General features: G+C 58.8%; 28 protein-coding genes. 15 read left to right on the forward strand and 13 right to left on the reverse strand.

Features of this window, described 5'->3' with window-relative positions; genetic code table 11:
* The first annotated feature begins 61 nt into the window (after window positions 1-61).
* On the forward strand, window positions 62-589 hold the full coding sequence (locus J0G10_RS13010) for a DUF3087 domain-containing protein (RefSeq protein WP_095050009.1): 528 nt from the start codon (window positions 62-64) through the stop codon (window positions 587-589).
* A gap of 19 nt (window positions 590-608) precedes the next feature.
* Here the strand turns inward: J0G10_RS13010 and J0G10_RS13015 are convergent, their stop codons facing one another.
* Window positions 609-1,496 (reverse strand): NAD(P)/FAD-dependent oxidoreductase, encoded by an 888-nt coding sequence (locus tag J0G10_RS13015; protein WP_095050010.1) that lies wholly within the window; start codon window positions 1,494-1,496, stop codon window positions 609-611.
* Between the two features lie 133 nt (window positions 1,497-1,629).
* Here J0G10_RS13015 and J0G10_RS13020 point away from each other — a divergent pair, with 133 nt between their 5' ends.
* Window positions 1,630-2,070: an Rrf2 family transcriptional regulator gene (locus J0G10_RS13020; protein WP_095050011.1), complete on the forward strand. Its 441-nt coding sequence runs from the start codon at window positions 1,630-1,632 to the stop codon at window positions 2,068-2,070.
* Here the strand turns inward: J0G10_RS13020 and J0G10_RS13025 are convergent.
* Window positions 2,067-2,450 carry a DUF2784 domain-containing protein gene (locus J0G10_RS13025; RefSeq protein ID WP_095125725.1) on the reverse strand — a complete coding sequence of 128 codons (384 nt, stop codon included), beginning with the start codon at window positions 2,448-2,450 and terminating at the stop codon, window positions 2,067-2,069. The two genes, J0G10_RS13020 and J0G10_RS13025, sit on opposite strands and share 4 nt — an antisense overlap.
* Before the next feature lie 186 nt (window positions 2,451-2,636).
* Between J0G10_RS13025 and J0G10_RS13030 the strand changes: the two genes are divergently transcribed.
* The 3 genes from J0G10_RS13030 (at window position 2,637) to J0G10_RS13040 (ending at window position 3,856) form a co-directional block, all read left to right on the forward strand.
* The gene (locus J0G10_RS13030; RefSeq protein ID WP_186623563.1) at window positions 2,637-3,335 is read left to right on the forward strand and encodes an AzlC family ABC transporter permease; all 699 of its coding nucleotides are present in this window, start codon (window positions 2,637-2,639) and stop codon (window positions 3,333-3,335) included.
* On the forward strand, window positions 3,335-3,646 hold the full coding sequence (locus J0G10_RS13035) for an AzlD domain-containing protein (protein ID WP_174244501.1): 312 nt from the start codon (window positions 3,335-3,337) through the stop codon (window positions 3,644-3,646). Before J0G10_RS13030 ends, J0G10_RS13035 begins: the two co-directional genes overlap by 1 nt.
* A gap of 63 nt (window positions 3,647-3,709) precedes the next feature.
* Entirely contained in the window at window positions 3,710-3,856 is a 147-nt protein-coding gene (locus J0G10_RS13040; protein WP_175559648.1) for a hypothetical protein, read from the forward strand.
* Window positions 3,857-3,901: 45 nt separating this feature from the next.
* Here J0G10_RS13040 and J0G10_RS13045 read toward each other — a convergent pair whose 3' ends face one another.
* The 4 genes from J0G10_RS13045 to J0G10_RS13060 form a co-directional block, all read right to left on the reverse strand.
* Complete coding sequence (locus tag J0G10_RS13045) at window positions 3,902-4,174, reverse strand: hypothetical protein (protein ID WP_093437355.1); 273 nt, start codon at window positions 4,172-4,174, stop codon at window positions 3,902-3,904.
* 332 nt (window positions 4,175-4,506) lie between these two features.
* Window positions 4,507-5,187, reverse strand: a complete 681-nt coding sequence (locus J0G10_RS13050) for an SOS response-associated peptidase (RefSeq protein ID WP_095050014.1) — start codon at window positions 5,185-5,187, stop codon at window positions 4,507-4,509.
* A gap of 28 nt (window positions 5,188-5,215) precedes the next feature.
* Window positions 5,216-6,058, reverse strand: coding sequence for an ABC transporter permease (locus J0G10_RS13055; RefSeq protein ID WP_095050015.1), 843 nt, complete (start codon window positions 6,056-6,058; stop codon window positions 5,216-5,218).
* Window positions 6,059-6,120: 62 nt separating this feature from the next.
* The gene (locus tag J0G10_RS13060; RefSeq protein ID WP_220558609.1) at window positions 6,121-7,101 is read right to left on the reverse strand and encodes an aliphatic sulfonate ABC transporter substrate-binding protein; all 981 of its coding nucleotides are present in this window, start codon (window positions 7,099-7,101) and stop codon (window positions 6,121-6,123) included.
* Window positions 7,102-7,395: 294 nt separating this feature from the next.
* Here J0G10_RS13060 and J0G10_RS13065 point away from each other — a divergent pair, with 294 nt between their 5' ends.
* From J0G10_RS13065 to J0G10_RS13075, 3 genes are all read left to right on the forward strand, one after another.
* Window positions 7,396-8,343, forward strand: a complete 948-nt coding sequence (locus tag J0G10_RS13065) for an ABC transporter substrate-binding protein (protein WP_220558610.1) — start codon at window positions 7,396-7,398, stop codon at window positions 8,341-8,343.
* Window positions 8,344-8,474: 131 nt separating this feature from the next.
* On the forward strand, window positions 8,475-9,374 hold the full coding sequence (locus J0G10_RS13070; protein WP_220558611.1) for a polysaccharide deacetylase family protein: 900 nt from the start codon (window positions 8,475-8,477) through the stop codon (window positions 9,372-9,374).
* A 110-nt stretch (window positions 9,375-9,484) separates the two neighbouring features.
* On the forward strand, window positions 9,485-9,727 hold the full coding sequence (locus J0G10_RS13075) for a DUF1652 domain-containing protein (RefSeq protein WP_095050019.1): 243 nt from the start codon (window positions 9,485-9,487) through the stop codon (window positions 9,725-9,727).
* 4 nt (window positions 9,728-9,731) lie between these two features.
* On the opposite strand, the gene J0G10_RS13080 is transcribed toward J0G10_RS13075, so the two are convergent.
* A complete protein-coding gene (locus J0G10_RS13080) occupies window positions 9,732-10,094 on the reverse strand; it encodes an NUDIX hydrolase (RefSeq protein WP_220558612.1) in 363 nt (120 codons plus the stop codon).
* A 224-nt stretch (window positions 10,095-10,318) separates the two neighbouring features.
* Here J0G10_RS13080 and J0G10_RS13085 point away from each other — a divergent pair, with 224 nt between their 5' ends.
* Window positions 10,319-10,516, forward strand: coding sequence for a DUF2188 domain-containing protein (locus tag J0G10_RS13085; RefSeq protein WP_220558613.1), 198 nt, complete (start codon window positions 10,319-10,321; stop codon window positions 10,514-10,516).
* A 67-nt stretch (window positions 10,517-10,583) separates the two neighbouring features.
* On the opposite strand, the gene J0G10_RS13090 is transcribed toward J0G10_RS13085, so the two are convergent.
* Entirely contained in the window at window positions 10,584-10,823 is a 240-nt protein-coding gene (locus tag J0G10_RS13090) for a hypothetical protein (protein WP_016983018.1), read from the reverse strand.
* Between the two features lie 184 nt (window positions 10,824-11,007).
* On the opposite strand from J0G10_RS13090, the gene J0G10_RS13095 reads away from it, so the two are divergent.
* Window positions 11,008-11,343, forward strand: coding sequence for a hypothetical protein (locus J0G10_RS13095; RefSeq protein ID WP_186623575.1), 336 nt, complete (start codon window positions 11,008-11,010; stop codon window positions 11,341-11,343).
* A gap of 199 nt (window positions 11,344-11,542) precedes the next feature.
* On the forward strand, window positions 11,543-12,148 hold the full coding sequence (locus J0G10_RS13100; RefSeq protein ID WP_220558614.1) for a DUF6338 family protein: 606 nt from the start codon (window positions 11,543-11,545) through the stop codon (window positions 12,146-12,148).
* A gap of 139 nt (window positions 12,149-12,287) precedes the next feature.
* Here the strand turns inward: J0G10_RS13100 and J0G10_RS13105 are convergent, their stop codons facing one another.
* Complete coding sequence (locus J0G10_RS13105) at window positions 12,288-13,187, reverse strand: LysR family transcriptional regulator (protein WP_220558615.1); 900 nt, start codon at window positions 13,185-13,187, stop codon at window positions 12,288-12,290.
* 119 nt (window positions 13,188-13,306) lie between these two features.
* Between J0G10_RS13105 and J0G10_RS13110 the strand changes: the two genes are divergently transcribed.
* Both J0G10_RS13110 and J0G10_RS13115 read left to right on the forward strand, forming a co-directional pair.
* Entirely contained in the window at window positions 13,307-14,674 is a 1,368-nt protein-coding gene (locus tag J0G10_RS13110) for an MFS transporter (protein WP_220558616.1), read from the forward strand.
* 30 nt (window positions 14,675-14,704) lie between these two features.
* A complete protein-coding gene (locus J0G10_RS13115; RefSeq protein WP_220558617.1) occupies window positions 14,705-15,979 on the forward strand; it encodes a glucarate dehydratase family protein in 1,275 nt (424 codons plus the stop codon).
* 97 nt (window positions 15,980-16,076) lie between these two features.
* Here J0G10_RS13115 and J0G10_RS13120 read toward each other — a convergent pair whose 3' ends face one another.
* Entirely contained in the window at window positions 16,077-16,961 is an 885-nt protein-coding gene (locus J0G10_RS13120) for a LysR substrate-binding domain-containing protein (RefSeq protein WP_220558618.1), read from the reverse strand.
* Between the two features lie 157 nt (window positions 16,962-17,118).
* Here J0G10_RS13120 and ydiJ point away from each other — a divergent pair, with 157 nt between their 5' ends.
* Window positions 17,119-20,145, forward strand: coding sequence for a D-2-hydroxyglutarate dehydrogenase YdiJ (gene ydiJ / locus J0G10_RS13125; RefSeq protein ID WP_220558619.1), 3,027 nt, complete (start codon window positions 17,119-17,121; stop codon window positions 20,143-20,145).
* On the opposite strand, the gene J0G10_RS13130 is transcribed toward ydiJ, so the two are convergent.
* Together J0G10_RS13130 and J0G10_RS13135 are read right to left on the reverse strand one after the other, a co-directional pair.
* A complete protein-coding gene (locus J0G10_RS13130; RefSeq protein ID WP_095125707.1) occupies window positions 20,078-20,767 on the reverse strand; it encodes a paraquat-inducible protein A in 690 nt (229 codons plus the stop codon). The two genes, ydiJ and J0G10_RS13130, sit on opposite strands and share 68 nt — an antisense overlap.
* Window positions 20,764-21,360 (reverse strand): paraquat-inducible protein A, encoded by a 597-nt coding sequence (locus J0G10_RS13135; RefSeq protein ID WP_095050039.1) that lies wholly within the window; start codon window positions 21,358-21,360, stop codon window positions 20,764-20,766. Before J0G10_RS13135 ends, J0G10_RS13130 begins: the two co-directional genes overlap by 4 nt.
* A gap of 218 nt (window positions 21,361-21,578) precedes the next feature.
* Here J0G10_RS13135 and J0G10_RS13140 point away from each other — a divergent pair, with 218 nt between their 5' ends.
* Window positions 21,579-22,745 (forward strand): DUF1624 domain-containing protein, encoded by a 1,167-nt coding sequence (locus tag J0G10_RS13140; protein ID WP_220558620.1) that lies wholly within the window; start codon window positions 21,579-21,581, stop codon window positions 22,743-22,745.
* 4 nt (window positions 22,746-22,749) lie between these two features.
* Here J0G10_RS13140 and J0G10_RS13145 read toward each other — a convergent pair whose 3' ends face one another.
* On the reverse strand, window positions 22,750-23,640 hold the full coding sequence (locus J0G10_RS13145) for a LysR family transcriptional regulator (protein ID WP_220558621.1): 891 nt from the start codon (window positions 23,638-23,640) through the stop codon (window positions 22,750-22,752).
* Between the last annotated feature and the right edge of the window lie 80 nt (window positions 23,641-23,720).

Below are 23,720 nucleotides of genomic sequence, written 5' to 3' on the forward strand. Positions count from 1 at the left end.
CGATAATGCGCCGGCCGGTTTTTTCAGTTAGCCCTTTTGTCGCTCAAGGAAGTCATTTGTGATGTTCGAGATTCAGCCGATGGATGCCGCCACTTTTCGCCAGCAGACCCGCCGCAGCACGATCATCATCGCCGTGCTGTTCCTGGTGCTGGCGATGTTGTTTTCCAGCGTGGCGGTGGCGCTGTTCGGCGAGCCTGGCGGCGATAACCTGCGCTTCAATGTCGGCGGCGTGTTTGTGGCGTTTCTGCTGACCGCAGCGTTACTGCGCGGGCGCTTCTGGAATCAGAGCTGGATGGCGCCAGCGGTGTACAGCTGGCGGCTCAAGCGCAATCTGATGAGCATCACCAACGTCATGCATCAGGTCACTGCAGCCGTGGAGCAGAATGATCCGACGGCCATGAAGGTTCTGCGCTTTTACCATCTCGGGTTAACGCAAATGCACGAACTGGACGGCAACTCCAGTGATCACGGGCAACTGTGGCGAGAAGTTGAAACGCACAAGGAGCGGATGCAGGCGCTGGGACTCGATACCGAGCAGACGCGCCTGGATCCGGCCTGGCTGGAGGCGTTGAAGCCAACTTCGCGCTGAAACGTCCGCAGTATAAGTTTCAGCCAAAGATCATTGAGCGATGAGTGCCTGCACCGGCGCGGGCCCCATCGCCAACTGCTAGCGCTACTGAACCGGCAGCCAATGCCGCATCTCCGCAGGCAAATACGCCGGCGACGCTGGTTTGTTGTGTCGCGTCAGTCTGAATAAACGGCCCCATCGGGCCATCCTCGAATGTACATCCCAATTGTTCAGCCAGCGGGCTGGCCATGCGTGTGCGCGGCATGGCAAACAGGCCTGCAACGGCGATGACCTGACCATCGCTGAGCACCACGTCCGCACGCTCGCCACGGATGTGACTGACCGGCCGGGTTTCCAGAATTACACCGCGGCGATCCAGTTCCGCCAATTGTTCGGCATCCGGCTCGAAGACACCGTTGGTGAAGAACGTGGTCGGACCCCAATCCGGCAGTAGCAGGGCGTGATGAATCGACATGGGTGACGTCGCCAATACGCCGATCGCGCCTTGATTCAGTTCATAACCGTGGCAGTAGGGGCAATGGAAAACACTTTGGCCCCAGCGTTGCCTGAGACCGTCGATGTCCGGCAACTCGTCGATGACGCCCGAGGCCAGGATCAGTCGCTTGGCGCTGAGCCATTGGCCGCTCTCTGTGCGCAAATCGAATCCGCTGTCAGTCCGAGTCGCTTCAACTGCTGTATCCGTTAGCCATTGCACGCTGGGGTAAGCCAGTAATTGTGCGCGTGCTTCGTCAGCAATTTGCTCCGGAGCACGTCCATCCTGGCCGAGGAAACCGTGGGATGTTTCGGCAAAACGGTTGCGTCGCAGGCCCGAATCCAGCACCAGCACATTGCGTCGGGCGCGGGCCAGTTGCAGGCCGGCGGACAGCCCGGCATAGCTGCCGCCAACGATGATGACGTCGTACACCATGAGCGAATCTCCTCTTGAGTTTTCAAGGCACACCGTAAGTTACGAGAAATATTGCTGTCAATAGTCTCGTAACTTCAGACCTTGCAAGCGATACTCGGCGCATCTTCTCAAAGGCTTGAAAAAAGGATCATCGATGAGAAACGACACGCGGTTATCGCGCATGCTCCATGTGTTGATTCACATGGCCCGCCATGAAAAGCGCGCGACCTCGGAAACCATCGCCGGCATGCTTGGCACCAACCCGGTAGTGGTGCGGCGCACCATGGGTTTGCTCAAGGAGCAGGGTTTTGTGACGTCAGAGAAGGGCCATCAGGGCGGCTGGGCGCTGGCCAAACCGCTGGCGCAGATCACCCTGCTGGATATCCACCAAGCGTTGGGCACGCAGTCGATTTTTTCCATCGGTTTGTCGACGGATCACCCGGAGTGTCTGGTCGAGCAAGCGGTGAACGCCGCACTGACCCGAACCTTCGATGAGGCGCAGGCGCTGTTGCTGGCGCGGTTGGGCGGCATCACCCTGGCGGACCTGGCAGCGGATTTCGAGGCCCGCTTCAAGTCAGTCGGCGAGGATAATTAAAGCGGCGAAGCGGCGCGACGATGTTTCCATGAGCGAATTGCCCGCCCGTACACCAGCAGGTTGACCGCCAGCACCACGCTGCCGAGCGCCAGTTGAATCTGCGGGGTGAGCCCGGCCGGATAGATGATCGGCCAGATGTAATGCTCGATGAAGCCGCCGGCATATTCGGTCTGCCCGGCGGCGTGGCGCATGAGATTTTCCCAGTAAGTCAGCGGGCAGGTCAGATGCAGCACTTCGACCGCCACGCCCCAAGCAGCGGCCGGCAAATGCAGCCACATCACCCGTGGCCATTTGAGGACCAGCAGCCCGCCAAACAGCACAAACAGAATGAAGGACAAATGAAACAGCACCAGCCCGTCGGCTGCGATTCGGTACAGCATGTCGTCTCCCTGACGCGGTTGTGAATGGCGCTATGTTACGCCGCTCAGGGCATTAAAGGTCAGTGCGAAAGTCAGCGAATTGCGCGCGCATCCGGCCGATTTCCCACAAGTGCGCAAGATTGTTCAAGCCAGAAAAGCGAAATGGCTGGCACAGTCTTCGACCGTTTTCCTGGTTGAAGAACGTTTATGTCTGATTCACTTATGCCGCGCAGTGCGTTCCTTCGCGGCGCTGTGGCGATCATGCCGTTGTCTCTGGCCACCGCGCCGTGGGGACTGTTGGCCGGCTCGATGGCGATCGAAGCCAACCTTACGCCGCTGCAAGGCCAAGGCTTGTCGAGCATCGTGTTTGCCGGGGCGGCGCAATTGGTGGCGATCGGTATGCTCAAGGGCGGGGCGGGTATTTTTTCGATTCTGTTGACCACGCTGCTGCTGACTTCACAGCACTTGCTGTATGGCATGAGCATGCGTTCGGTGATTTCGCCACTGCCGGGGCGCTGGCGCATCGGTCTGGGCTTTTTGCTCACCGACGAGTTGTTTGCACTGACCAGTCAACATGATCGTCAACAATTCAATCGCTGGTATGCGCTCGGCGTCGGCCTGACGTTCTACATCGCCTGGAACCTGTTCACCCTCGCCGGCATTGTCCTTGGCAGCAGCATTCCGGGGCTTGAGCACCTGGGGCTGGACTTCTCGATTGCCGCCACCTTCATTGCCCTGATTACACCGGTAGTGCGCAACGTGCCGACGGTGGTTTGCGTGGCAGTGTCGCTGTTTTGTTCGGTGTTGTTCAGTTACTGGCAATGGGGCTCGGCGCTGGTGTTGTCCGGTCTGGCCGGGATGACGGCAGGGTTTATCTGCAACAAGCTGTATCGGGAGCGCACATGATGGTTTGGGCGGTGATTTTCGGCATGGGGATTCTGGTGTTTCTCAATCGCTACGTGTTTCTTGAACCGCGTTTGCCGGTGCGCTTGAGTAGTAATGCGCGGCAGTTTCTCGGTTTTGCAGTACCGGGGATGCTCACCGCGATCTGCGGGCCGATTGTCTTCATGCCGGACAAACAGCTGAATCTGCAGTGGGACAATCCGTACCTGCTTAGTTCGCTGGTAGCGATCGCTCTGGTGATTTACACGCGCAGTACTTTGCTCAGTATGTTGTTGAGCATGGCGTTCTTCTTTTTGCTGCGGTGGTGGTTGTAAGTTGTGCGTTTGAAACTGTTCTACGCTTCAAGGATGACGGGTAACTGATGACGGGAGGTGTACATGACGACTGAGCCAAAGCAGCCAGAGACGGATGACCAAGACACGGATCAACCGACGCAAGAAGAAATAGAGCGGGAGAAACACAACGAACAGACCTGGAAGCGCGATGAATCCACAGAGCTTTCAGATCCAGACCGCAAGTTTTGAAGATTTTTACGAAAAAGCCCCGCACATGCGGGGCTTTTTTTGGGTTCAGAGATCGTCCAGCTGCGTGAAATCGGGGTGTGAAGCCCGATATCCCAATGTTCGGTCGATCCATGCATTCAGCTCGTTGACCATCACCGGCGCGTGGCCGGGATACCCTTCGAGGGTGGTGCGCAGGATGCGTTCGATATCGGGAACGGCACGCAGGTTTCGGGTCTTGATGTAGTGGCCGATAAAACAGTCGAGTTCAAAGCGTTCTGTCATGGACAGATAAATACACTCCAGGCCGCTGACCTGTTTGATTGCAAAATCGTCGCGCAACTTATTTCTCTGCAAGGCTTGTAGACGTTGTGGGGATTCCTGGTTTGTTGACTCTTTGGTCAACTGGTATACCAATCGGAAAGGCGGCGCGCATGCTAGCCGTAGTGCATCTAAATGTATGTATGACGGTTGAAATGTCAGACAGGCGGTTTGTTCACTCGAACGTGTGTTTTATTTGCAGCGTTTCAAAGATGAAACAGAGTTTGTAACGGCAGTGATTCGCCTTTATGAGTCGCTGAAGGTTGCAATAGTTTTATTCTTCTAACACTGCGTCAAAAGATCGCAGCCTTCGGCAGCTCCTACATGGATAGACGCGTCAAGGCGGTAAATGTTTAAGTCTCCTCGATAATCAAACTGGCCCCCTGATTGCGCACGTTACCGACGGCTTTACCGACTTTGTACCACTCGAACACTTCACTGCCTTCACCTTCGAACAACAGCATTTGCTCGGCGCGTTCAACGGGTGTCGCGGGGTCGAGCCATTCGCGCACCAACTCTGCGCGGAACACCACCGGTCGGCGATCGTGGATATCGAGCATGCCGCCGGCGGCATCGGCGGTGATGATCACGAAACCGTCGTCGTCTCGGGCCGCTGTTTCGGCTGTCGGAAATTGGCCAATGGCAGCGCAGAAAACCGCCCCATGATCCGCCCGACGAATCAGCCACGGTTGTCGGGATTTGTCTTCGCTATCAACCCATTCAAACCAGTTGTCCACGGGCACAATCAAGCGATGTCGCCAGATCGCCCGGAAGAACGGTCCGTGGGCGACTTTCTCTACCCGGGCATTAATCGGTGGTGGGCGATCCTTGGCCCAATGCGGGCGCCAGCCCCAGCGCAGATTGTCGGCTTGCAGGTGTTGCTCTTGTTGATGCAGGACGGCCAGCGCGGTGGTCGGCGCCGCGTTATAGCGATCAAGCGGCGCATCGCCAACGTGGTTGATCAACGCGTCGGGAATGCTCAGCACCGCGACAAAGTCGTGAATGCCACGGTACTGCGAGAGTCTTCCGCACATGGGCCGATCTCCGGTTGGAGTTTTCAGCTTAGTCGCTGGCGCTCTGACCGGTGAATGTGTCGCGCCAGTTCAACCAGCGGCGTTCGAGCATGGCGAGCAGGCCGTCGCTGAATTTACCGAGCAAGGCGAGCACGATGATCGCGGCCAGCACGATGTCCGGCCGCGAGGTTTCCCGGCCGTCACTGAGCAGATAACCCAAGCCTTTGGTGGCCGCGATCAGTTCCGCTGCCACGAGAAACATCCACGCCAGACTCATGCCGCTGCGCAACCCGGTGAACAGGCCGGGCAGGGCGGCCGGCAGCAATATTCGTCGCACAAGTTGCAAGCGGCTGAAGCCATAGATGCGGCCGACTTCCACCAGTTTGCGGTCAATGTTGCGTATGGCCGCGACGACGTTGACGTACACCGGAAAGAACGCACCAATGGCGATCAAGACAATTTTCGAGGTCTCGTCGATGCCCAGCCACAACAACAGCAAGGGCACCCAGGCCAGGCTCGGGATTGAACGCAGGGCGGCGAAAGTCGGTTCCAGATAGGCCTCGGCTTCGCGGCTCAAACCGACCCAGGCGGCAAACACCAGCGCCAGACTGGCGCCAATGGCAAACCCCAGCAGCACGCGTATCAGGCTGGCGCCGATGTGTTTCCACAGCGCACCCTCAGCGAGGTCGGTGAGGGTCAGGGCAATCTCGCTCGGTGCCGGCATCTGGTAGGACGGCAGCCACCCGATGCGTACGATAATTTCCAGCGCAACGATGATCAGCAGCGGCAGGGCCAGGCCCTTGCAGCGGCGCTGCCATGCCGGATTTAAACGCGCAGGACGCTGGCGCGATACGGCAAGTGGCGCGGGCAAGTCTTTGCTGTGAGTGGTCATGGTTTTTGGCTCCGCTCACAACAAATCCGCGACGGGCGCGGATTTGTCCTGAGGCTGATCGGTTACTGGCGGGCGACGGCTTGCTGCACACTGCTGTCGAGCAATTGATCGATGACTTGATCGACATTCACCCCACGGCGCACCAGTTCCTCGGAGACCAGAATCGGCGCCGCTGCCTTGGAGGCACTGATGTCCTGTTGGGTCAGTTGCGGGCTGCTCAGATCGGTACGCGACAGTTGCAACTTGGCTACGTCCAGCGGCAAGCCGGACTCCTTGGCGAGGAGGGCGGCGAACTCATCAGGATTTTTCAGCGCCCAGTCGCGGGCCTGTTCGTAGGCTTTGATCACGGTTTCGATAGTCTGCGGATGTTCTTTGGCGTATTGCTCAGTGACGCTGACCACGCCGTAGCTGTTGAACGCCGGGTTGCGGTAGAGCAGGCGCGAACCGGCCTGCACCTGACTGGCGGCCATGTGGGGATCAAGGCCGGCCCAGGCGTCGACATCGCCTTTTTCCAGCGCGGTGCGGCCATCTGGATGTTGCAGATGAACCAGTTCCACATCGTCTTTTTTGAGTCCGGCCTGTTGCAGGCTGCGTAGGGTGAACAGGTACGGGTCGGTGCCCTTTGTGGCGGCGATCTTCTTGCCCTTGAGGTCGGCGACGGTCTGATATGGTGAATCCTTGCGCACCACCAGCGCTGTCCATTCGGCGCGGCTGTAGACGTAGACCGATTTGATCGGGCTGCCATTGGCCCGGCTTAGCACGGCGGCGAGGCTGGCGCTGGAGGCGAAATCCACGCCCCCACTGTTCAGGTATTCCAGCGAGCGGTTGCTGCCCTGGCTCAATACCCAACTGACTTTGGTTTGCGGCAAGGCCTTTTCGAGGAAGCCGAAGTGCTTAAGCACCAGGCTGACTGGCGAGTAATAGGCGTAGTCGAGATGCACTTCAGCCGGCGCGGTTTCAGCCGCGTGGGCGAGCGGTTGCAGGCTCAGCACCATGGCGCTGGCAGCCAGCAGGGTTTTGAGTCGGGGAAAGAACGATGTCATGGGGGCGCTCCGGCAAAGGCACAGGTTTCTTATGTCCAAAAAGATATTTTTATCGAATGCTTCCTGCATGAATGGAATATTGCAGGCTCTGTGCCATGTGCTTGAGAGCGCCGGTTTATAAGGGTTTTAACGCCAGGTGCAGGATTTCAGCTGTTGCGTGGGAAACAGTGTGGTTCGCAACTGTTGCCAAGCAAACAGCAAGTATCAACCGTGATGAGCTTATGCATTTATCGAATTTCAAAACCGCGAATCAACAGCGTTATGGTCTATGCAATTACTTTCGCAGGACTCGCCATGAAGCTTTCTCGTTTCCTCGGCAGTGGGTTAATCACTGCATTATTTACCTCGCCGCTTTCCTACGCAGCCGAGCCCTTGGTCCTCCACGTCGGCGATCAGAACTACTACAACATCCGTGCCTCGGTGGAGGCGTCCGGCGTGTTGAAAGACGCGCCTTATACCGTCGACTGGAAGCACTTCCAGGCCGCTGCACCCTTGGCGGAAGCCTTGCAAACCGGTTCGCTGGATCTGGGCTTTCTGGGCGATTCCGGTTTTCTGTTTCTGGCTGCCAAGCAGGCGCCGGTGAAACTGATTGGCGTATCGCGGCAGAATCCGGACACCATCGCGTTACTCGTGCCGAAGGACTCGCCGGTAAAAACCATCGCTGATCTGAAGGGCAAGAAAGTCGCCTATTGGCCCGGTGCCTGGAGCCAGCAGTTGACCTTGCGCGCACTGGAGCAGGGCGGTCTGCCGGAAAACTACGTCGATTTCGTCAAGCTAATGCCGATCGATGCCGCCGCAGCGTTGCCACAGGGCAGTATTGACGCTTTCCCGGTGTGGGAACCGTACATTTCCCAGCAGATCGTGTTCTCCGGCGCGCGGCCGATCCTGACCGCAAAAAATCTGATGCCGGGGCTCAGTGCAATCGCGGCATCCACGCCGTCGATTGACAGCAAGCGTGCCGCCATCGCGGATTTCCTCGGCCGTTTGAAACAGGCGCGAGCCTGGGTCGACAGCCACACCGATGACTACGCCGATCTGTGGGCAAAGAAAGCCAATCTCGATCAGCAGGTGTCTCGGCACTGGTTGCGTCAGGCGCACATGACTGTGGGACCTGTAGACGAGCAGGCGGCTTCAGACCTGCAAAGTACTGCTGATTTCCTGTTCAAAGTGAAAGCGCTGCCGGCTCCGTTGGCCACCGCTGGCATTATCGACACGTCTTTTCAACAGGCATTGGCTCACTGAGCGAGCGCCGGAACCAAACCCTGTGTACCTTATCCAACCTCCGCTCGCGTATCGGAGCGCAGGGATGGATAAGGGCGAGGGAGTTTTGCCAATCGACAACATGACGGCAGCCGCCGTGCTCAAGGCAAAACATGACATCCGGATTCAAGCTTCTCTGTGCAGCGCTCATCGTCCTCGGGCTGGCCGGTTGTATCGCCGCCCCGATAGAAATGACCGCGCAAACCGAAACGCGCCTGAAAGCCCAGGCACCGGTGCGCTTCCTGTTGACGTTCGATGACGGCCCCAGCGCATCCAGTTTCTGGAATCCGTCGGCGACGGTGCTCGACAGCCTCAAGGACAATTCGCTGATGCCGAATATCAAAGCGGTGTTCTTCGTGCAGACGCGCGCACCGCGAGCGGGCAACAGTGACATCGGTCGCGGCATCATGCGGCGTGAGCATGAGGAGGGCCACATACTGGCGTTTCACACGGCCACCCACTGGCACACCAATCATCGTTTGCTCGACCCGCAAGAACTCGAAGAATCGCTGACCAACGGCACGGCTGATATCGCTGCCATCACTGGCGCGCCGCCGAAGTTGCTGCGCCCGCCGTTCTGGAATTACGACAAACGTACCTTTGCCGCCTATCAGCAGCACGGCTTGCATGTGTTGCTCACGGATTTAAGTACCAACGACGGCAAGATCTGGGGCTTCAATGCCAGCCCGAGGCGCCGGGCCAACCTATTGCGGCAGTTATCGGAAGTCCGTGAACGGATTGCCCTCGGCGAGCTGCCGACTGTGGACGGGGTGATTCCGGTGGTGGTGACGTTTCATGATCTCAACCGCTATACCGCGCGGCACACGCGCGAATACCTGCAGATTCTGCTCGATAGCGCCGCCGCCACGGGCGTGAAGCTGGCTGACAAGCCTTTCTACGATGATCACGCTGAGCTTGAGAAAGCCGCATTGGCTCGTACGGTAGAAAAAAGCTCAGAGCCGGTGAGCTTGCCGGGGATGTGGAACTGGATATGGGATCACGACGCGCACTGAGGGCGGGGTGGAAAGTTGTGATCGGGTTGGCATTTTGTATCGGGCAAGCCACAACTGGCTCATCTATGCTCAACGAGTCGACCGACCCATCGCCTGCGAGGCGTGCACTCATGCTTGCCATTAACGAAATTTGCCGGATTGTCGAATCCGGCTTTCCTGCGTTCAAGTGCGAGTGCATTCCGAATTCGCAGGGCCTGCTGCAGATCAAGGTTTATGAGGCTGACAGCGAGCGCGTCGAATTGCTGCTCACTGGCGTTTCCCCGGAACACCTCGTCACGATCCGTGACATTTCCAACTTCATCGGTGAATTACGCACCGAAATGAGCGCTGGCCGTCGAGCCTTCGCGGGCTAACACCTCATAAACGCCGTTGAAACGCTTCAACGATGCGCAGCGTCGCCTCGCTGGTGTGCAGATTGCGCACCGCGTCCAGCGGATGCCAGATGCAATCAATGATCTCGTTCTGCGGCCGCAATTGCTCGAAGTCCAGCACGGAGACCTCGTAGACATGATGCTGTGTGCTGCCGCTCTGCAATTCCATTAAATACAACACATCGTCGGCGTCCAGGCCGGTTTCTTCTCGCAGTTCACGTACGGCAGCCTGCGCTCGGGTTTCCCCAGGCTCGACCTTGCCGCCGGGCAATGTCCAGCGGCAGCGGGGTTTGCGTACCAGGAGAACGTGGCGATCCTGTTCGCATATAACGGTTGCGCGTACTTTCATCTGTTACCTGTTTATTGCTTGTCACGAAATGGTAATAAAACTGCAATATTTGAGCCGGAGCCAGCAACAAAGGTTTCATTGGAGTTTGGAGCGTTTGCGGCGGGGAAAAGTGCCAGAGCCATGGCGGACGCGGCTTGCGACACCCGGTCGGCATTTCGGGCGGATCAGGGTGTAAGGTAAAAGCGTGAAGCTGGATCTGACCGTTAGCAAAAATGGAGGTGTCCATGAGCATGCCGATGTTGATCAAGATGCACATGAACGGCTATGACGTGCTAAGCGTGAACAATGGCCCATGGCGGGTTTGCACCCAGGGCGATCGGCTGGCGTCGTTTGGCAGCCAGGAGGAAGCACTGGCCTATGCCGCCGCACTGCCTGGCTACAAAAAACGCTCGACGCGCGCGCAAAGTCACAAAACCCACTGACAGGCAGGCTGTAACGAAAGAGCCCCGGCATGTGTCGGGGCTTTTGTTTGAGGTAGGCGGGTGGGTCTCAGTGGACCTTGGTTCGACTGATGGCGCGGGCTTTCACTTCCTTGGCATAGAGTTGCAGCCGTTCCTCATCGCTTTGCAGCACCTCACAGGATCTCAGCACGCTTTGCGCATCTGCCTCGTTGCCGGATTTGCGCAGTTGTTCTGCGATACGTTTGAGGTCGACCGCCGACCATCTCAAGTCCGATGCAACGCTTTGCAGGTCGCGTTGAAGTTCGTGTTCATATTCATTGAGCCGCATGATCACCTCCAGAACATTCTCGGTAGAAAAGAGTAGTCGCATTTTTCGTCGATGGGCAAAGCCTGTTCGTCAGCACGCTGAACGGTTGTGAAAAGTTGTGCAGATTGCGCCAAGGGCGCGGTGCCACGATGGATGTAGCGCCGCTTACACGCTACATTCACTTTTTTCAGATCAGGAATACACCATGCGGATATGGATCGGGAGTCTGGCGTTGACCCTGTTGGCAGGTTGCTCGTTGCCGGCATCGCTGGTGCCGGGTGAGCCGAATATCAGCAAAACCAGCGCCAAGTCGCCCAAGGACTATGCTGCGTGTTTATTACCGTTGTGGCAGAAGGATGTGGCCAAGACTTCGCAGACATCGATTTCCAACGGCTACCGCATCACGGCGCCAAGCATCATCACTGCGGACGAGATCCTCGACATCGTCAAGTACAAGGATGGCAGCCGGGTTTCGTTGTATCAGGGGCCGCCTTGGGCCAAGTCCGGGTCGTTGCGCCAATCGGTGCGTGATTGCCTGTAACGACGCCTGCATAGACAAAAAAGCAGAAGCCGTATCGTCGGTTTCTGCTTTTTTTTGCCTGCCTGGAGACTGATAAGGTGGGATCTGATTCGCGAAATGAGCGGTGACAGTTGCGCACGAAGGGTTTCCTCCGTGTGCACTAGGCTTTTGCTGGGCGGTCGATAGTCAGATCGGCCGGTCTTTCAAGGAGCCTCGGATCATGGATGATCTGGTCAAAGAAGTTATTCCGTTGTTGCAGTACCTGATTCCCGGCTTTTTGTCGGCGTGGATTTTTTACTCGCTGACGGCGTTCAAACGACCGGATACGTTCGGGCAGATTGTGCAGGCGCTGATTTTTACGTTTGTGATTCAGGGCGCGGTATTGGGGATTGGGGCAATTTGTCTGTGGGTGGGTTCGAAAGGCTTTTCTTTAGGAAAATGGGATGCTCGGGCGGAAGCATTGTGGGCATTTATTGTTTCAGTATGTCTCGCCGGGCTTTTCTGTTATTTGGCTTCAAACGGGATGTTGCATGTGTGGCTACGCAAGCGACACCTGACACGCAAAAGCTCCCATCCTAGCGAGTGGTACAGCGCTTTTGAACGACAGGATTGCCTTGTCACTTTGCAACTGAATGACGAGAGGCGATTGTTTGGCTGGCCTTTGGAGTGGCCTTCCAGTCCCTCGGAGGGGCAATTTATCTTGCTGAATCCACAATGGCTTGGCGATGGTGGCGAGGTGTTTACTTTTGGCGCCGAATTAATGGTGATAGATTCCTCAAAAGTTCAGTGGGTCGAATTCAATTCTGTCGAGGAGGTTGTTTCATGAGCGCAAAAGCACCCAATCCCATGCCACCTCACGTGGCACGTCTCTTCGTGGGCCCAGACGGCAAGCCATTGGCAAAACCGCTGGTCAAAGGGCCGAGCGCACCCCCTCCACCAAAGCGCTGATCAGCACCGTCAGCCTTTCACCCCCAACCCTCAGCCACCGCCCGGCGAATCGCTTCCAGCAACATCGCAAACGCCGGGTTGTCGTTGTTCTCGCGCCAGATCAGATGCAGCTCGCTCTGCACCCCTTCGCCCAGATCGATATCGCGAAATACCACATTCTTGAACACCACACTGGTGGCGCAACGCGGTACCAGCGCCAGGCCCATCCCGGCATTCACCAGTGCCAGAATCGTCAACGATGAGCCCAGCCACTGCACGTAATCCGGTGCAACCCGGGCCGAGCGCAGCATGCCGGTCAGCAGTTCGTTGAACGGCGGATAAGCGGCGTGGGAATACATCAGAAATGGCTGCTTATCCAGATCGCTTACGGCGACTTCAGCCGCGCTCGCCAATGGATGACCGCTCGGTACTGCCAGTACAAACGGCTCGCGCACCAGACATTCAGTCGCGTAGCCAGGCTCCAATAGCGGCGCGCGGGCGATGCCCAAATCAATGCGTCGTGCGCGCAGGGCTTCGTGTTGCTGGTAAGTGTTCATCTCCGACAGATCGATTTTCACCTGCGGTTGTTTCAGGCGCGCCTCGGCAATCACCTTAGGCAGAAATTCATACACCGCGCTGCCGACAAAACTGATGTTCACCGTACCGATGTCGCCCTCTGCGAACCGTCGGGCAGTGACGGCTGCTTGCTGTGCGCGCTCCAGCAGGTTCTGTGCTTCGATGAAGAATGCTCGGCCCGCTGCGGTGAGAGCGACGCTACGAGTGCTGCGGGTAAACAGTTCGACACCGAGGTGATGCTCAAGCAACTGAATCTGCCTGCTCAGTGGCGGCTGGGTCATGTTCAGTCGCTCAGCGGCGCGGCGAAAGTTGAGTTCGGTGGCGACGGTGGTGAAGCAGCGTAGCTGGGTCAGTTCGAACATTGATCTAATCCGGGTATCAATCGAATGCCAAGTTAGATTAGACGGGATCAATGATCGCCGTCCATGATCGACCCATCGCTTTACGCCATCCCTAAAAAAACAAGATCGGGAGTCGCCCCTTGAAAACCCTCCAGAGTCCGCTGGACGTCACGGTTCTCGCCCGTGCCGCCGCCAAGGTCAAGCGCCACGTGCTGCCGCTGTTCGTGGTGATGTTCATCGTCAACTACATCGATCGGGTCAACATCGGTTTTGTGCGCAGTCACATGGAAACCGATCTGGGCATCGGTGCGGCGGCTTACGGCCTCGGTGCCGGTTTGTTCTTCGTTGGCTACGCGCTGTTCGAAGTGCCGTCCAACATGCTCCTGCAACGTTACGGCGCACGGGTCTGGCTGACGCGGATCATGTTCACCTGGGGCGCGGCCGCCATGGCCATGGCGTTCGTTAGAGGAGAAACCAGTTTCTATGTGCTGCGCTTTATTCTCGGCGCGGCCGAGGCAGGGTTCTTTCCGGGGATCATTTATTACTTCACCCAATGGCTGCCAGCCTCCGAGCGCGGCAAGACCATGGCGGTGTTTCTCAGCGGTTCGGCGATTGCCTCGGTGATCTCCGGCCCGGTGTCCGGTGCGTTGCTGCACATCAGCGGCCTCGGCCTGCATGGCTGGCAGTGGATGTTCTTGATCGAGGGTGCCGCATCGGTGGTGCTCTGCGCATTTGTATGGTTCTGGCTGCAATCGCATCCGCGTCAGGCCAAGTGGTTGAGCGAAGAGGAGCGCGAAGCGCTGGTGGCGGCGATTGCCGAGGAGCAGCGTGCCCGTGAAGCGGTGCAAGTGGCCAAACCGTCGATGTTCAAGTTGTTGGCGGATCGGCAGATTGCGCTGTTCTGTTTCATCTACTTCTCCATTGCCCTGACCATTTACGGCGCGACGTTCTGGCTGCCGAGCATGATCAAGAAGATGGGCAACCTCGGTGACTTCCAGGTCGGCCTGCTCAATTCGATTCCGTGGATCATTTCGATTGTTGCCATGTACGGTTTTGCGGCGATGGCCGGCAAGTGGAAGTTTCAGCAAGCCTGGGTCGCGCTGACGCTGGTGATCGCGGCGATCGGGATGTTCATGTCGACCACTGGCGGGCCAATCTTCGCCTTCGTTGCGATCTGCTTCGCCGCCATCGGCTTCAAGGCTGCGTCGGCATTGTTCTGGCCAATTCCGCAAAGCTATCTGGATGCGCGTATCGCCGCTGCGGTGATCGCCCTGATCAACTCCATCGGCAACCTCGGCGGTTTCGTTGCGCCGACCGCGTTCGGCTTCCTCGAAGAAACCACCGGCTCGATCGAGGGCGGTCTGTATGGCCTGGCGGCGACGTCGCTGATCGCGGCGGTGGTGATCTTCTTCGCCCGCACGGCGCCAGGAGCCAAAGGCAAAACCCCGGCAAAGCCGCATGACGAGACCGCCGTTGTCGTGACGGCCAGCCCGGCCGCGAGCCATTGAATTGATTGTTGATCTGTCAGGAGTCTTATCTTGAAAATCACCCGCGTAACTGTGACCCCGATTGCCTTTCGCGATCCGCCGCTGCTCAACGCCAGCGGCATCCACGAACCCTTTGCCCTGCGCTCGATCATCGAGATCGAAAGCGATAACGGCTACATCGGCCTCGGCGAAAGCTATGGCGATGCCCCGGCGCTGGCGATTCAGCAGCAGTTGCAGGCGCAGTTGATCGGCCTTGACCCGTTCAACCTCAACCAGTTGCGCGCGATCGTGCAGGCCACCGTTGCCGCGAACAAACCTGCAAGCATTGCTGGTGCCGAACTGGCGCCCGGTTCTCATGCCAGCAAAGCGGTGAGCAATGCTTATTCGGCGTTCGAAGTGGCGTTCCTCGATTTGCAGGCGCATTACCTGAATGTGCCGCTGGTGGACCTGCTCGGTGGCGCGATTCGCGATCAGGTGCCGTTCAGCGCCTATCTGTTCTTCAAGTACACGCAGCATGTCGATTCGCCCTACAAACCGGACAACTGGGGCGAAGCACTCAGCGAGCAGCAGATCGTTGCCCAAGCTGCACGGATGATCGAGGCGTACGGTTTCAAGAGCATCAAGCTCAAGGCCGGTACGTTGCCACCGGAGCATGAAGTGGCGTGCATCAAGGCGTTGAAAAAGGCCTTCCCCGGCTACCCGTTGCGCATCGATCCGAACGGCAACTGGTCGCTGGAAACCTCGATTCGCATGGCCGAATTGCTCGGCGATGATTTGCAGTATTACGAAGACCCGACCGCGGGCCTCGACGGCATGGCCGAACTGCACAAGCGCACTGGTCTGCCGCTGGCGACCAACATGGTGGTCACCGATTTCGACGAGTTCCGTCGCAGCGTTGCGCAGAACAGTGTGCAGATCGTGCTTGCCGATCACCATTACTGGGGCGGCCTGCGCGACACGCAGACGCTGGCGAAAATGTGCGATGTGTTCGGCGTTGGCGTGTCGATGCATTCCAATTCGCACCTGGGTATCAGCCTCATGGCAATGGCCCATGTGGCGGCGGCGGTGCCGAATCTGGATTACGCCTGCGACACCCATTACCCGTGGCAGGAGCCGGATGAGGAAGTGATCAAGGGTGGCAAACTGCCGATTGTCGATGGCTGCGTGAAGATCACCCGCGCGCCGGGGCTTGGGCTGGAGCTGGATCATGAGCAGTTGGGCAAGCTGCATGATCAGTATCTGACGTGCGGGATTCGTCAGCGTGATGATGTGCGGCAGATGCAGCGCTACAAGCCGGACTGGAAGGCGGTCAAGCCACGGTTTTGAGGTGTTTGATTTGACGCCATCGCGAGCAGGCTCACTCCTACAGTTGGAATGCGCTTCCCTGTAGGAGTGAGCCTGCTCGCGATTGGCGTCCTCATGTTCACAACGTTTTTACCAGCCAATCCCGAAACGCTTTCAGCGACGGTAAATTCTCATTGCGCGGCGGATACACCAGGTAATAGCTGCGCCGACTGGTAATCGGCTCGCCCAGTTGCAACAACTCACCACTCAACAACTCATCCTCAACCAGAATCCGCGGCACCAAACCCACACCAATATTGGCCCGCACTGCCTGAATCAAGTGCGAAGTCATTTCAAAGCTCGGCCCGATGCGCATGCTGCGGTGCGGCAGACCTTGATGGCTGAACCACTCCGCCCACGCCTGGGCATTGCTGCTGACATTGAGCAGCAGTTGCCCGGCGATGTGTTGTTCGGCGTCGTCGCGTTCGGCGTCGGACAACTGCGCACTGGCGATCACCACCAGTTCCTCGGTGTGCAAGGGCAGGGCGGTCAACCCCGGCCAGTCCCCGCCGCCGACGCAGATCGCCGCATCGATTTCGCTGGTATCGAAATCGATCGCTTCGATCCGCGAATGTAAATGCACGGTCATACCCGGGTGCACGGTGTAGAAATCCTTGAGTCGCGGCAATAGCCACTTCGAACCGAAAGTCGGCAGCGTTGCCAGGCGCAAGCTGTGAATGCCCGAGCCAAATGCCATGGCCTGCAAGGTCGCGCTGCGAATCTGCCCAAGCGCTTCGGCGAGTTCGCGCTGATACATGCGCCCGACATCGGTCAGCACCACTTGCCTGCCTTCGCGCGTGAACAAACGCATGCCGAGCATCTTCTCGAGAATCTGCACCTGACGGCTGACCGCACTCTGCGTCAGCGACAGTTCGTGGGCGGCGCGGGTGTAGCTTTCATTGCGCGCGGCGGCCTCGAAAGCCAGCAATAACGACATGGAAGGAGTGAGCGTGCGCGGATTCATTCGTAAAAGTCATCAATAGCGGGTCGAATTTACGGTTGTCCCTGCGTTCGCCAGCAATGAACATGGGCACCATGAGATGGCGGAGCCTGACGCAATCATTCGTTGCGTACAACTGTTCACCGCCACACGGCCCGATTTGACCGAGATACCCTGACCGATGATTGCCCAGCTGTCCCCCGCCAAAGCCCTGGCCAACGATTACCAGCAGTTCCTCACAGCCCTGAAAGCCAGCGGCTTTCGCGGTGAAATCAGCGCCGATTACGCCAGCCGTGTGGTGCTGGCGACCGACAACTCGATCTATCAGCGCCTGCCGCAAGCGGCGGTGTTTCCGCTGGACGCTGATGACGTGGCACGGGTGGCGCGGCTGATCGCCGAACCGGCCTATCAACAAGTGGTGATCACCCCTCGCGGTGGCGGCACCGGCACCAACGGCCAATCGCTGACGGACGGCATCGTCGTCGACCTGTCGCGGCACATGAACCGCATTCTGGAAATCAACGTCGAGCAGCGCTGGGTGCGCGTGCAGGCCGGAGTGGTCAAGGATCAGCTCAACGCCGCGCTGAAATCCGCCGGGCTGTTTTTTGCCCCGGAACTGTCGACCTCCAACCGCGCCACCGTCGGCGGCATGATCAATACCGACGCCAGTGGTCAGGGCAGTTGCACCTATGGCAAGACCCGCGACCATGTGCTCGAACTCGACATGATCTTGCGCGGCGGTGAGCGTCTGCACGGTCTGCCTCTTGAGGAAAGCGAACTCGAAGCCCAGTGCGCCCGCGAAGATCGCGTCGGTGAAGTCTACCGCTGCGCGCGGCAGATCATTGATGAGCAGGGTGATCTGATCAAAGAGCGTTTCCCCGATCTCAACCGCTGCCTGACCGGTTATGACCTGGCGCATCTGCGTGAGGCGGATAACCGTTTCAACCTCAACAGCGTGCTGTGCGGTGCTGAAGGCTCGTTGGGTTTTGTCGTTGAGGCGCGGTTGAATGTGTTGCCGATCCCCAAACACACGATGTTGGTGAACATCCGCTACGCCGGGTTCATGGACGCACTGCGCGACGCCCGCGCCTTGATGGCGCTCAAACCGTTGTCGATCGAAACCGTTGACTCGAAAGTCTTGCTGCTGGCGATGCAGGACATTGTCTGGCACGGCGTCGCCGAGTATTTCCCGGAAAGCGCCGAGCGGCCGACCTTGGGCATCAATCTGGTGGAGTTCTGCGGCGACGATCCGGAGGATTTGCAGCACCGGGTCGAAGCATTCGTCGAGCACTTGAGCAGCGACCGTACGGTTGAGCGTTTGGGCCATACGCTGGCGGTCGGTCATGCGGCGGTAAACAAGGTCTACGGCATGCGCAAACGTGCGGTAGGCCTGCTCGGCAACGTCGCCGGAGAAGCGCGGCCGCAGCCTTTTGTTGAAGACACAGCGGTGCCGCCGCAGCATTTGGCCGAGTACATCGCCGAATTACGCGACCTGCTCGACAGCCACGGCTTGCAGTACGGCATGTTCGGTCACGTCGATGCAGGCGTGCTGCACGTGCGGCCGATCCTCGACATGAAAGACCCGCAGCAAGCGGCGCTGGTGCGCCCGGTGTCCGATGGCGTCGCGGCGCTGACCCAGCGTTACGGTGGCCTGTTGTGGGGCGAGCACGGCAAAGGCCTGCGCTCGGAATACGCACCGGCCTTCTTCGGTGAACTCTACCCGGCGCTGCAAGCCTTGAAGGCCGCGTTCGACCCGTTCAACCAGTTCAACCCAGGCAAGATCGCTACCCCAGCGAACACCGGCGCGGCGCTGCTGAAAATCGACGAAGTGACTTTGCGCGGTGAACTGGATCGGCAGATCGACGAAAAGGTCTGGCAAAGCTACGGCGCGGCCATGCACTGCAACGGCAACGGCGCCTGCTACAACTTTGACCCCGACGACGCCATGTGCCCGTCGTGGAAAGCCACCCGCGAGCGCGCTCAGTCGCCCAAGGGCCGTGCCTCGTTGATCCGCGAGTGGCTGCGTTTGCAGGGTGAGGCGGGTGTCGATGTGTTGTCCGAGGCGATTCGCAAGCCGGCGTTTTTCAGCACGTTGTGGCAGCGCTGGCGCAACAGTCGTGCGCAGGCCGAAGACTTCTCCCACGAAGTCTACGACGCCATGGCCGGTTGCCTGGCGTGCAAATCCTGTGCGGGACAGTGCCCGGTCAAGGTCAATGTGCCGGAGTTTCGTTCGCGTTTTCTTGAGCTGTATCACAGCCGTTATCTGCGCCCGGCGCGGGATTACCTGATCGCCTCGCTGGAATACAGCATCCCGTACATGGCGCGGATTCCGGCGTTGTACAACGGGTTGATGGGCGCTGCATGGGTTCGCGGGCTGCTGGAACGCGTCGGCGGCATGATCGACGTGCCGCTGCTCAGTCGCTTCGATTTCCACGCGGCAATGCGCCGTTGGCAGGTGCAGCCAGCGACGGTTTCGACCTTGTCGGCGCTGACCCCGGCGCAACGCGAGCGCAGTGTGGTCATCGTGCAGGACGCCTTCACGCGTTACTTCGAAGCGCCGTTGCTGGCGGATCTGGTCGAACTGATTTCACGTCTGGGTTATCAGGTGTATCTGGCGCCGTTCAGCGCCAACGGCAAGCCGCTGCACGTGCAGGGCTTCCTCTCGGCGTTCAACCGCGCGGCGCTGCGCAATGCCCGGCAGTTGCGCGAATTGGCGGACATCGGTGTGCCGTTGCTGGGCCTCGATCCGGCGATGACGCTGGTGTATCGCCAGGAATACCTGAAAGTCCCGGGAATGCAGCAATGCCCGGAGGTGGCACTGGTGCAGGAATGGTTGCTCAAGGTGATGCCGGAGCAGGCGCCGCAGGATAAAAACGCCTCGTTCCGACTGCTCGCCCATTGCACCGAGAAAACCAACGCCCCGGCCGCGACTCGGCAGTGGGAGCAAGTGTTCGAGCGCGCAGGGTTGAAACTGGCCACGCAAGCCACCGGTTGCTGCGGCATGTCCGGCACGTATGGCCACGAGGCGCGCAATCGTGAAACTTCAGCGGTGATCTACGAGCAGTCGTGGGCCCGTCAGGTGGCGGCGCCGGCAGAGCAGGGCGAAGCGTTGGCCACGGGGTATTCCTGCCGCAGTCAGGTCAAGCGCCAGTCGGATCAGGCACTGCGCCATCCGTTGCAGGTGTTGCTGACGGCTCTGCGTCGCTGAGTGGTTCATCGTCTGGAGCGTTGTCCCAGATCAGCCGAGGGTCGAAGCTCATTGCCGAGAGCATGGTCAGCACCACGACCATGCCGAAGAACAGGATGCCCGGTCGCGGTTCGATATCGCCCAGTGTCTGGAACTTCACCAACGCTGCGACCAGTGCGACCACCAGCACATCGAGCATTGACCAGTAGCCGATGAGCTCGACGAAGCGGAACATTTTCGAGCGCTCCCGGCGTGCCCAGCCACTGTCGCGTTGCACAGTGATCAACAACAGCGACAGGGCGACGAACTTGACGCCCGGCACGGCGATACTGGCGATAAAGATGATCAGTGCGATGTCCCACGCGCCATGCTGCCAGAACTCCAGCACGCCGCTCATGATCGTGCTGTCGGCGCCGCTGCCAAGCATGGTGGTGTTCATCACCGGCAGCAGATTGGCCGGCACGTAAAACGCCAGCGCCGCGAGCATATAGGCCCAGGTGCGCGCCAGTGAATTAGTCTTGCGCCGATGCAGCGGCGCGTCGCAACGGGGGCATTCATGTGGCTCGTCGGTCATGTCGCAGGCCAGGCCACAGCTGTGGCACAGGCACAGGTTGAGTTCGCTGGCAGTCGCGGGTCGGTTCATGGAATGTCCCATAGGTCGCGGATATCGCGGCCGGCAATCCTGATCATCATCAAACTCAGCACGGCCAATGCGAACAGGCCGATGCCGGGCAACACGTCGAGCAATCCCGCCAGTTTGAACACCGCGACCATCGCCCCCAGCAGGCACACTTCGAGCATGCTCCACGGCCGCAGGGTTTCCAGCCAGCGCATGCACACCTTGAAGCCCGGTGCGCGTCGCGATGACAGGGCGAAGCTAAGCACCCAGGTCAGCAGGACCAGTTGAAATGCCGGGGCAATAATGATCGAAATCGCCGCGACCATCGCTATGAAGGTGATCGGCCCCTGACTCAGCGCCAGCACCGAATCCCACAGCGTCGCACTGTTTTTCAGGCCTTTGAGGCTGATGCTCATCACCGGATAGAAATTGGCAAACAGCCACAGCATCGCCGCCGTGAAGGTCAGTGCCAGGCGCTGTTCGACGGTCAAACCGTTGAAACGCTGGAGCACACCGCCGCAACGCACGCACGAGGTTTTCTGGTGTTTGCCCAGCACGGCTTTTTCGTAAACGCAGTCGCAGTGCTCGCAGATGATCAGGTGTTCGGTGTTGACCATGGACAACGCTCGACAACAGGCCGCAAGGGCAGGGGGACTTGATCACTATAGAAGCCTGAGGCCATTGGGCAACCTGGTCGGTGTGATCGGCTGCGGTTTTCTGAGAATTGCTATCGATTGGGCTTTGGATTTTGCTTTTTAGTGTTATAAGGTAACGCAAAATTTTCAGGGCAGTCCTTGTCGGCGCCCGCTGTTAACCCTTCGATTGCGAAACGCTCATGACAATTGCGCTCCCCCGTTCTGCCACGCCCACTGGCCGGCTGCTGTCCATTGACGCCCTCAGAGGCTTGGTCATTCTGTTCATGCTGCTGGACCACGTGCGCGAAACTTTTTTGCTGCACCGCCAGGTCGCCGACCCGATGGACATTGCCAGCACTGAACCGGCGTTGTTTTTCAGTCGCACGCTGGCGCATCTGTGTGCGCCGGTATTTGTACTGCTGACGGGATTGTCGGCGTGGTTGTTCGGCGAAAAGTACGCAGGCAAGGCCGATGTCAGTGCGTTTCTGTTCAAGCGCGGTCTGTTTCTGGTGGTGCTGGAGTTCACGCTGGTGAACTTCGCGTGGACCTTCCAACTGCCACCGAGCGTGATTTATTTGCAAGTGATCTGGGCGATCGGTTTGAGCATGATCGCCTTGTCATTGCTGGTGTGGCTGCCGCGCTGGTTGTTGCTGGCGTTGAGCCTGATGATCATCGCCGGACACAACCTGCTCGACGCGGTGCATTTCCCGGTGGAGTCGGCGCTGCATGTGCCGTGGGCGATTTTGCATGATCGCGGCTGGATCGAAGTCAGCGAAAATCTGCGCCTGCGCACCTCCTATCCGTTACTGCCGTGGATCGGTGTGATCGGTCTGGGTTATGCGCTCGGGCCGTGGTTTGCTCGTGGCGTTGAAGCAGGTTTGCGTCAGTGCCACCTGCTGATCGCGGGTAGCGCGGGGCTGCTGGGTTTTGTCGGGTTGCGGCTGATCAACGGCTATGGCGAAAAACCATGGGCCGTGGGTGACACGTCGGTGCAAACCCTGATGAGTTTTTTCAACATCACCAAGTACCCGCCATCGTTGTTGTTTATCGCGCTGACCGTGAGCGTCGGGCTGTTGCTGCTGCTGGCCTTCGAGCGTGTGCAGGATCGCCGCTGGATTCGCTGGCTGACTGTGTTCGGTTCGGCGCCGATGTTTTTCTATCTGCTGCATCTGTACGCGTTGAAGGTGTTGTACCTGATCGGTGTGGCCCTGTTCGGGCTGAATCAGGGCAGCTATTTCGGCTTTTCGTCGGTGGCGGCGATCTGGCTGGCGGCAGCGCTTCTGTCGATTGCGCTGTACCCGGCCGTGCGCTGGTTCTCGGCATTGAAGGCGCGTCGCCGCGACATCGCCTGGTTGAAATACCTGTAAATGCCTAACGCCGGTGGCGCACGAAATCGATAAACGCCTTTAGCGGCGCCGGTACGTGGCGCCGGCTCGGGTAGTACAGGTGCAGGCCCGGATAGAACGGGCACCAGTCTCCCAGCACTTGCAGCAGACGCCCGCTGGCCAAGTGTTCGCTGACCATGTCTTCGAACACATAGGCCAGGCCCAGCCCTTGCAGCGCGGGCCCGACCATCAGGCTGACATCGCCGAGGGTCAACGGGCCGTTGACTTCGATTTCCTGGGCGATGCCGCCGCGTTCGAGTTCCCAGCGATACAGCGAGCCGCTGGGAAAGCGGTGGCGGATGCACGGCAGTCCGTGCAGGTCTTCGGGTTTTTGCGGTGCTGCGTGGCGTGCAAAAAACGCCGGTGAACCAACGACCACTGAACGCATTGTCGGGCCGATCGGCAGCGACACCATGTCAGCCTCAAGGCGATCGCCGAAGCGCACGCCGGCATTGAACCCATTAGCGACGATATCCAGCAGCGCATCGCTCTCTACCACTTCCAGACGGATGTCTGGATAGGCCAGCAAAAACTCGCTGGCAATCGGCAGCAGCACCAGTTCACAGGCTTGCCGTCCGCAGGTGATGCGCAGGTTGCCCGAGGGTTTATCGCGGAAATGGTTGAGGTCTTCCAGCGCATCGTCGATGTCGCGAAACGCCGGTTTCAGCCGCGCATACAGACGCTCGCCAGCCTCGGTCAATGCCACGCTGCGAGTGGTGCGATTGAACAGGCGCACGCCAAGACGATTCTCTAGTGCCTTTATCGAATGGCTTAACGCGGACGGCGTCAGGCCTAGCTCGATTGCCGCTTTGCTGAAATTCAACTGCTGAGCGGTGCAGAGGAATACCGAAAGATCTGCCGCTGAAGGGGTTTTCATCTGTGAATGCCTTTCACAAAGTCATGCAAATTTGTTGAGATTATCACATCAGTAACACGGCCTTAAAGTCGCTTCAACTC

Origin of the sequence: Pseudomonas germanica, assembly GCF_019614655.1 — a bacterium.
GTDB lineage: Bacteria > Pseudomonadota > Gammaproteobacteria > Pseudomonadales > Pseudomonadaceae > Aquipseudomonas > Aquipseudomonas neuropathica.

What these genes read in the sequence shown, in the direction of transcription:
- J0G10_RS13010 (WP_095050009.1), top strand. Translation starts at nt 62, where the DNA reads ATGTTCGAGATTCAGCCGATGGATGCCGCCACTTTTCGCCAGCAGACC.
- J0G10_RS13015 (WP_095050010.1), bottom strand. Translation starts at nt 1,496, where the DNA reads ATGGTGTACGACGTCATCATCGTTGGCGGCAGCTATGCCGGGCTGTCC.
- J0G10_RS13020 (WP_095050011.1), top strand. Translation starts at nt 1,630, where the DNA reads ATGAGAAACGACACGCGGTTATCGCGCATGCTCCATGTGTTGATTCAC.
- J0G10_RS13025 (WP_095125725.1), bottom strand. Translation starts at nt 2,450, where the DNA reads ATGCTGTACCGAATCGCAGCCGACGGGCTGGTGCTGTTTCATTTGTCC.
- J0G10_RS13030 (WP_186623563.1), top strand. Translation starts at nt 2,637, where the DNA reads ATGTCTGATTCACTTATGCCGCGCAGTGCGTTCCTTCGCGGCGCTGTG.
- J0G10_RS13035 (WP_174244501.1), top strand. Translation starts at nt 3,335, where the DNA reads ATGGTTTGGGCGGTGATTTTCGGCATGGGGATTCTGGTGTTTCTCAAT.
- J0G10_RS13040 (WP_175559648.1), top strand. Translation starts at nt 3,710, where the DNA reads ATGACGACTGAGCCAAAGCAGCCAGAGACGGATGACCAAGACACGGAT.
- J0G10_RS13050 (WP_095050014.1), bottom strand. Translation starts at nt 5,187, where the DNA reads ATGTGCGGAAGACTCTCGCAGTACCGTGGCATTCACGACTTTGTCGCG.
- J0G10_RS13055 (WP_095050015.1), bottom strand. Translation starts at nt 6,058, where the DNA reads ATGACCACTCACAGCAAAGACTTGCCCGCGCCACTTGCCGTATCGCGC.
- J0G10_RS13060 (WP_220558609.1), bottom strand. Translation starts at nt 7,101, where the DNA reads ATGACATCGTTCTTTCCCCGACTCAAAACCCTGCTGGCTGCCAGCGCC.
- J0G10_RS13065 (WP_220558610.1), top strand. Translation starts at nt 7,396, where the DNA reads ATGAAGCTTTCTCGTTTCCTCGGCAGTGGGTTAATCACTGCATTATTT.
- J0G10_RS13070 (WP_220558611.1), top strand. Translation starts at nt 8,475, where the DNA reads ATGACATCCGGATTCAAGCTTCTCTGTGCAGCGCTCATCGTCCTCGGG.
- J0G10_RS13075 (WP_095050019.1), top strand. Translation starts at nt 9,485, where the DNA reads ATGCTTGCCATTAACGAAATTTGCCGGATTGTCGAATCCGGCTTTCCT.
- J0G10_RS13080 (WP_220558612.1), bottom strand. Translation starts at nt 10,094, where the DNA reads ATGAAAGTACGCGCAACCGTTATATGCGAACAGGATCGCCACGTTCTC.
- J0G10_RS13085 (WP_220558613.1), top strand. Translation starts at nt 10,319, where the DNA reads ATGAGCATGCCGATGTTGATCAAGATGCACATGAACGGCTATGACGTG.
- J0G10_RS13090 (WP_016983018.1), bottom strand. Translation starts at nt 10,823, where the DNA reads ATGCGGCTCAATGAATATGAACACGAACTTCAACGCGACCTGCAAAGC.
- J0G10_RS13095 (WP_186623575.1), top strand. Translation starts at nt 11,008, where the DNA reads ATGCGGATATGGATCGGGAGTCTGGCGTTGACCCTGTTGGCAGGTTGC.
- J0G10_RS13100 (WP_220558614.1), top strand. Translation starts at nt 11,543, where the DNA reads ATGGATGATCTGGTCAAAGAAGTTATTCCGTTGTTGCAGTACCTGATT.
- J0G10_RS13105 (WP_220558615.1), bottom strand. Translation starts at nt 13,187, where the DNA reads ATGTTCGAACTGACCCAGCTACGCTGCTTCACCACCGTCGCCACCGAA.
- J0G10_RS13120 (WP_220558618.1), bottom strand. Translation starts at nt 16,961, where the DNA reads ATGAATCCGCGCACGCTCACTCCTTCCATGTCGTTATTGCTGGCTTTC.
- ydiJ (WP_220558619.1), top strand. Translation starts at nt 17,119, where the DNA reads ATGATTGCCCAGCTGTCCCCCGCCAAAGCCCTGGCCAACGATTACCAG.
- J0G10_RS13130 (WP_095125707.1), bottom strand. Translation starts at nt 20,767, where the DNA reads ATGAACCGACCCGCGACTGCCAGCGAACTCAACCTGTGCCTGTGCCAC.
- J0G10_RS13135 (WP_095050039.1), bottom strand. Translation starts at nt 21,360, where the DNA reads ATGGTCAACACCGAACACCTGATCATCTGCGAGCACTGCGACTGCGTT.
- J0G10_RS13140 (WP_220558620.1), top strand. Translation starts at nt 21,579, where the DNA reads ATGACAATTGCGCTCCCCCGTTCTGCCACGCCCACTGGCCGGCTGCTG.
- J0G10_RS13145 (WP_220558621.1), bottom strand. Translation starts at nt 23,640, where the DNA reads ATGAAAACCCCTTCAGCGGCAGATCTTTCGGTATTCCTCTGCACCGCT.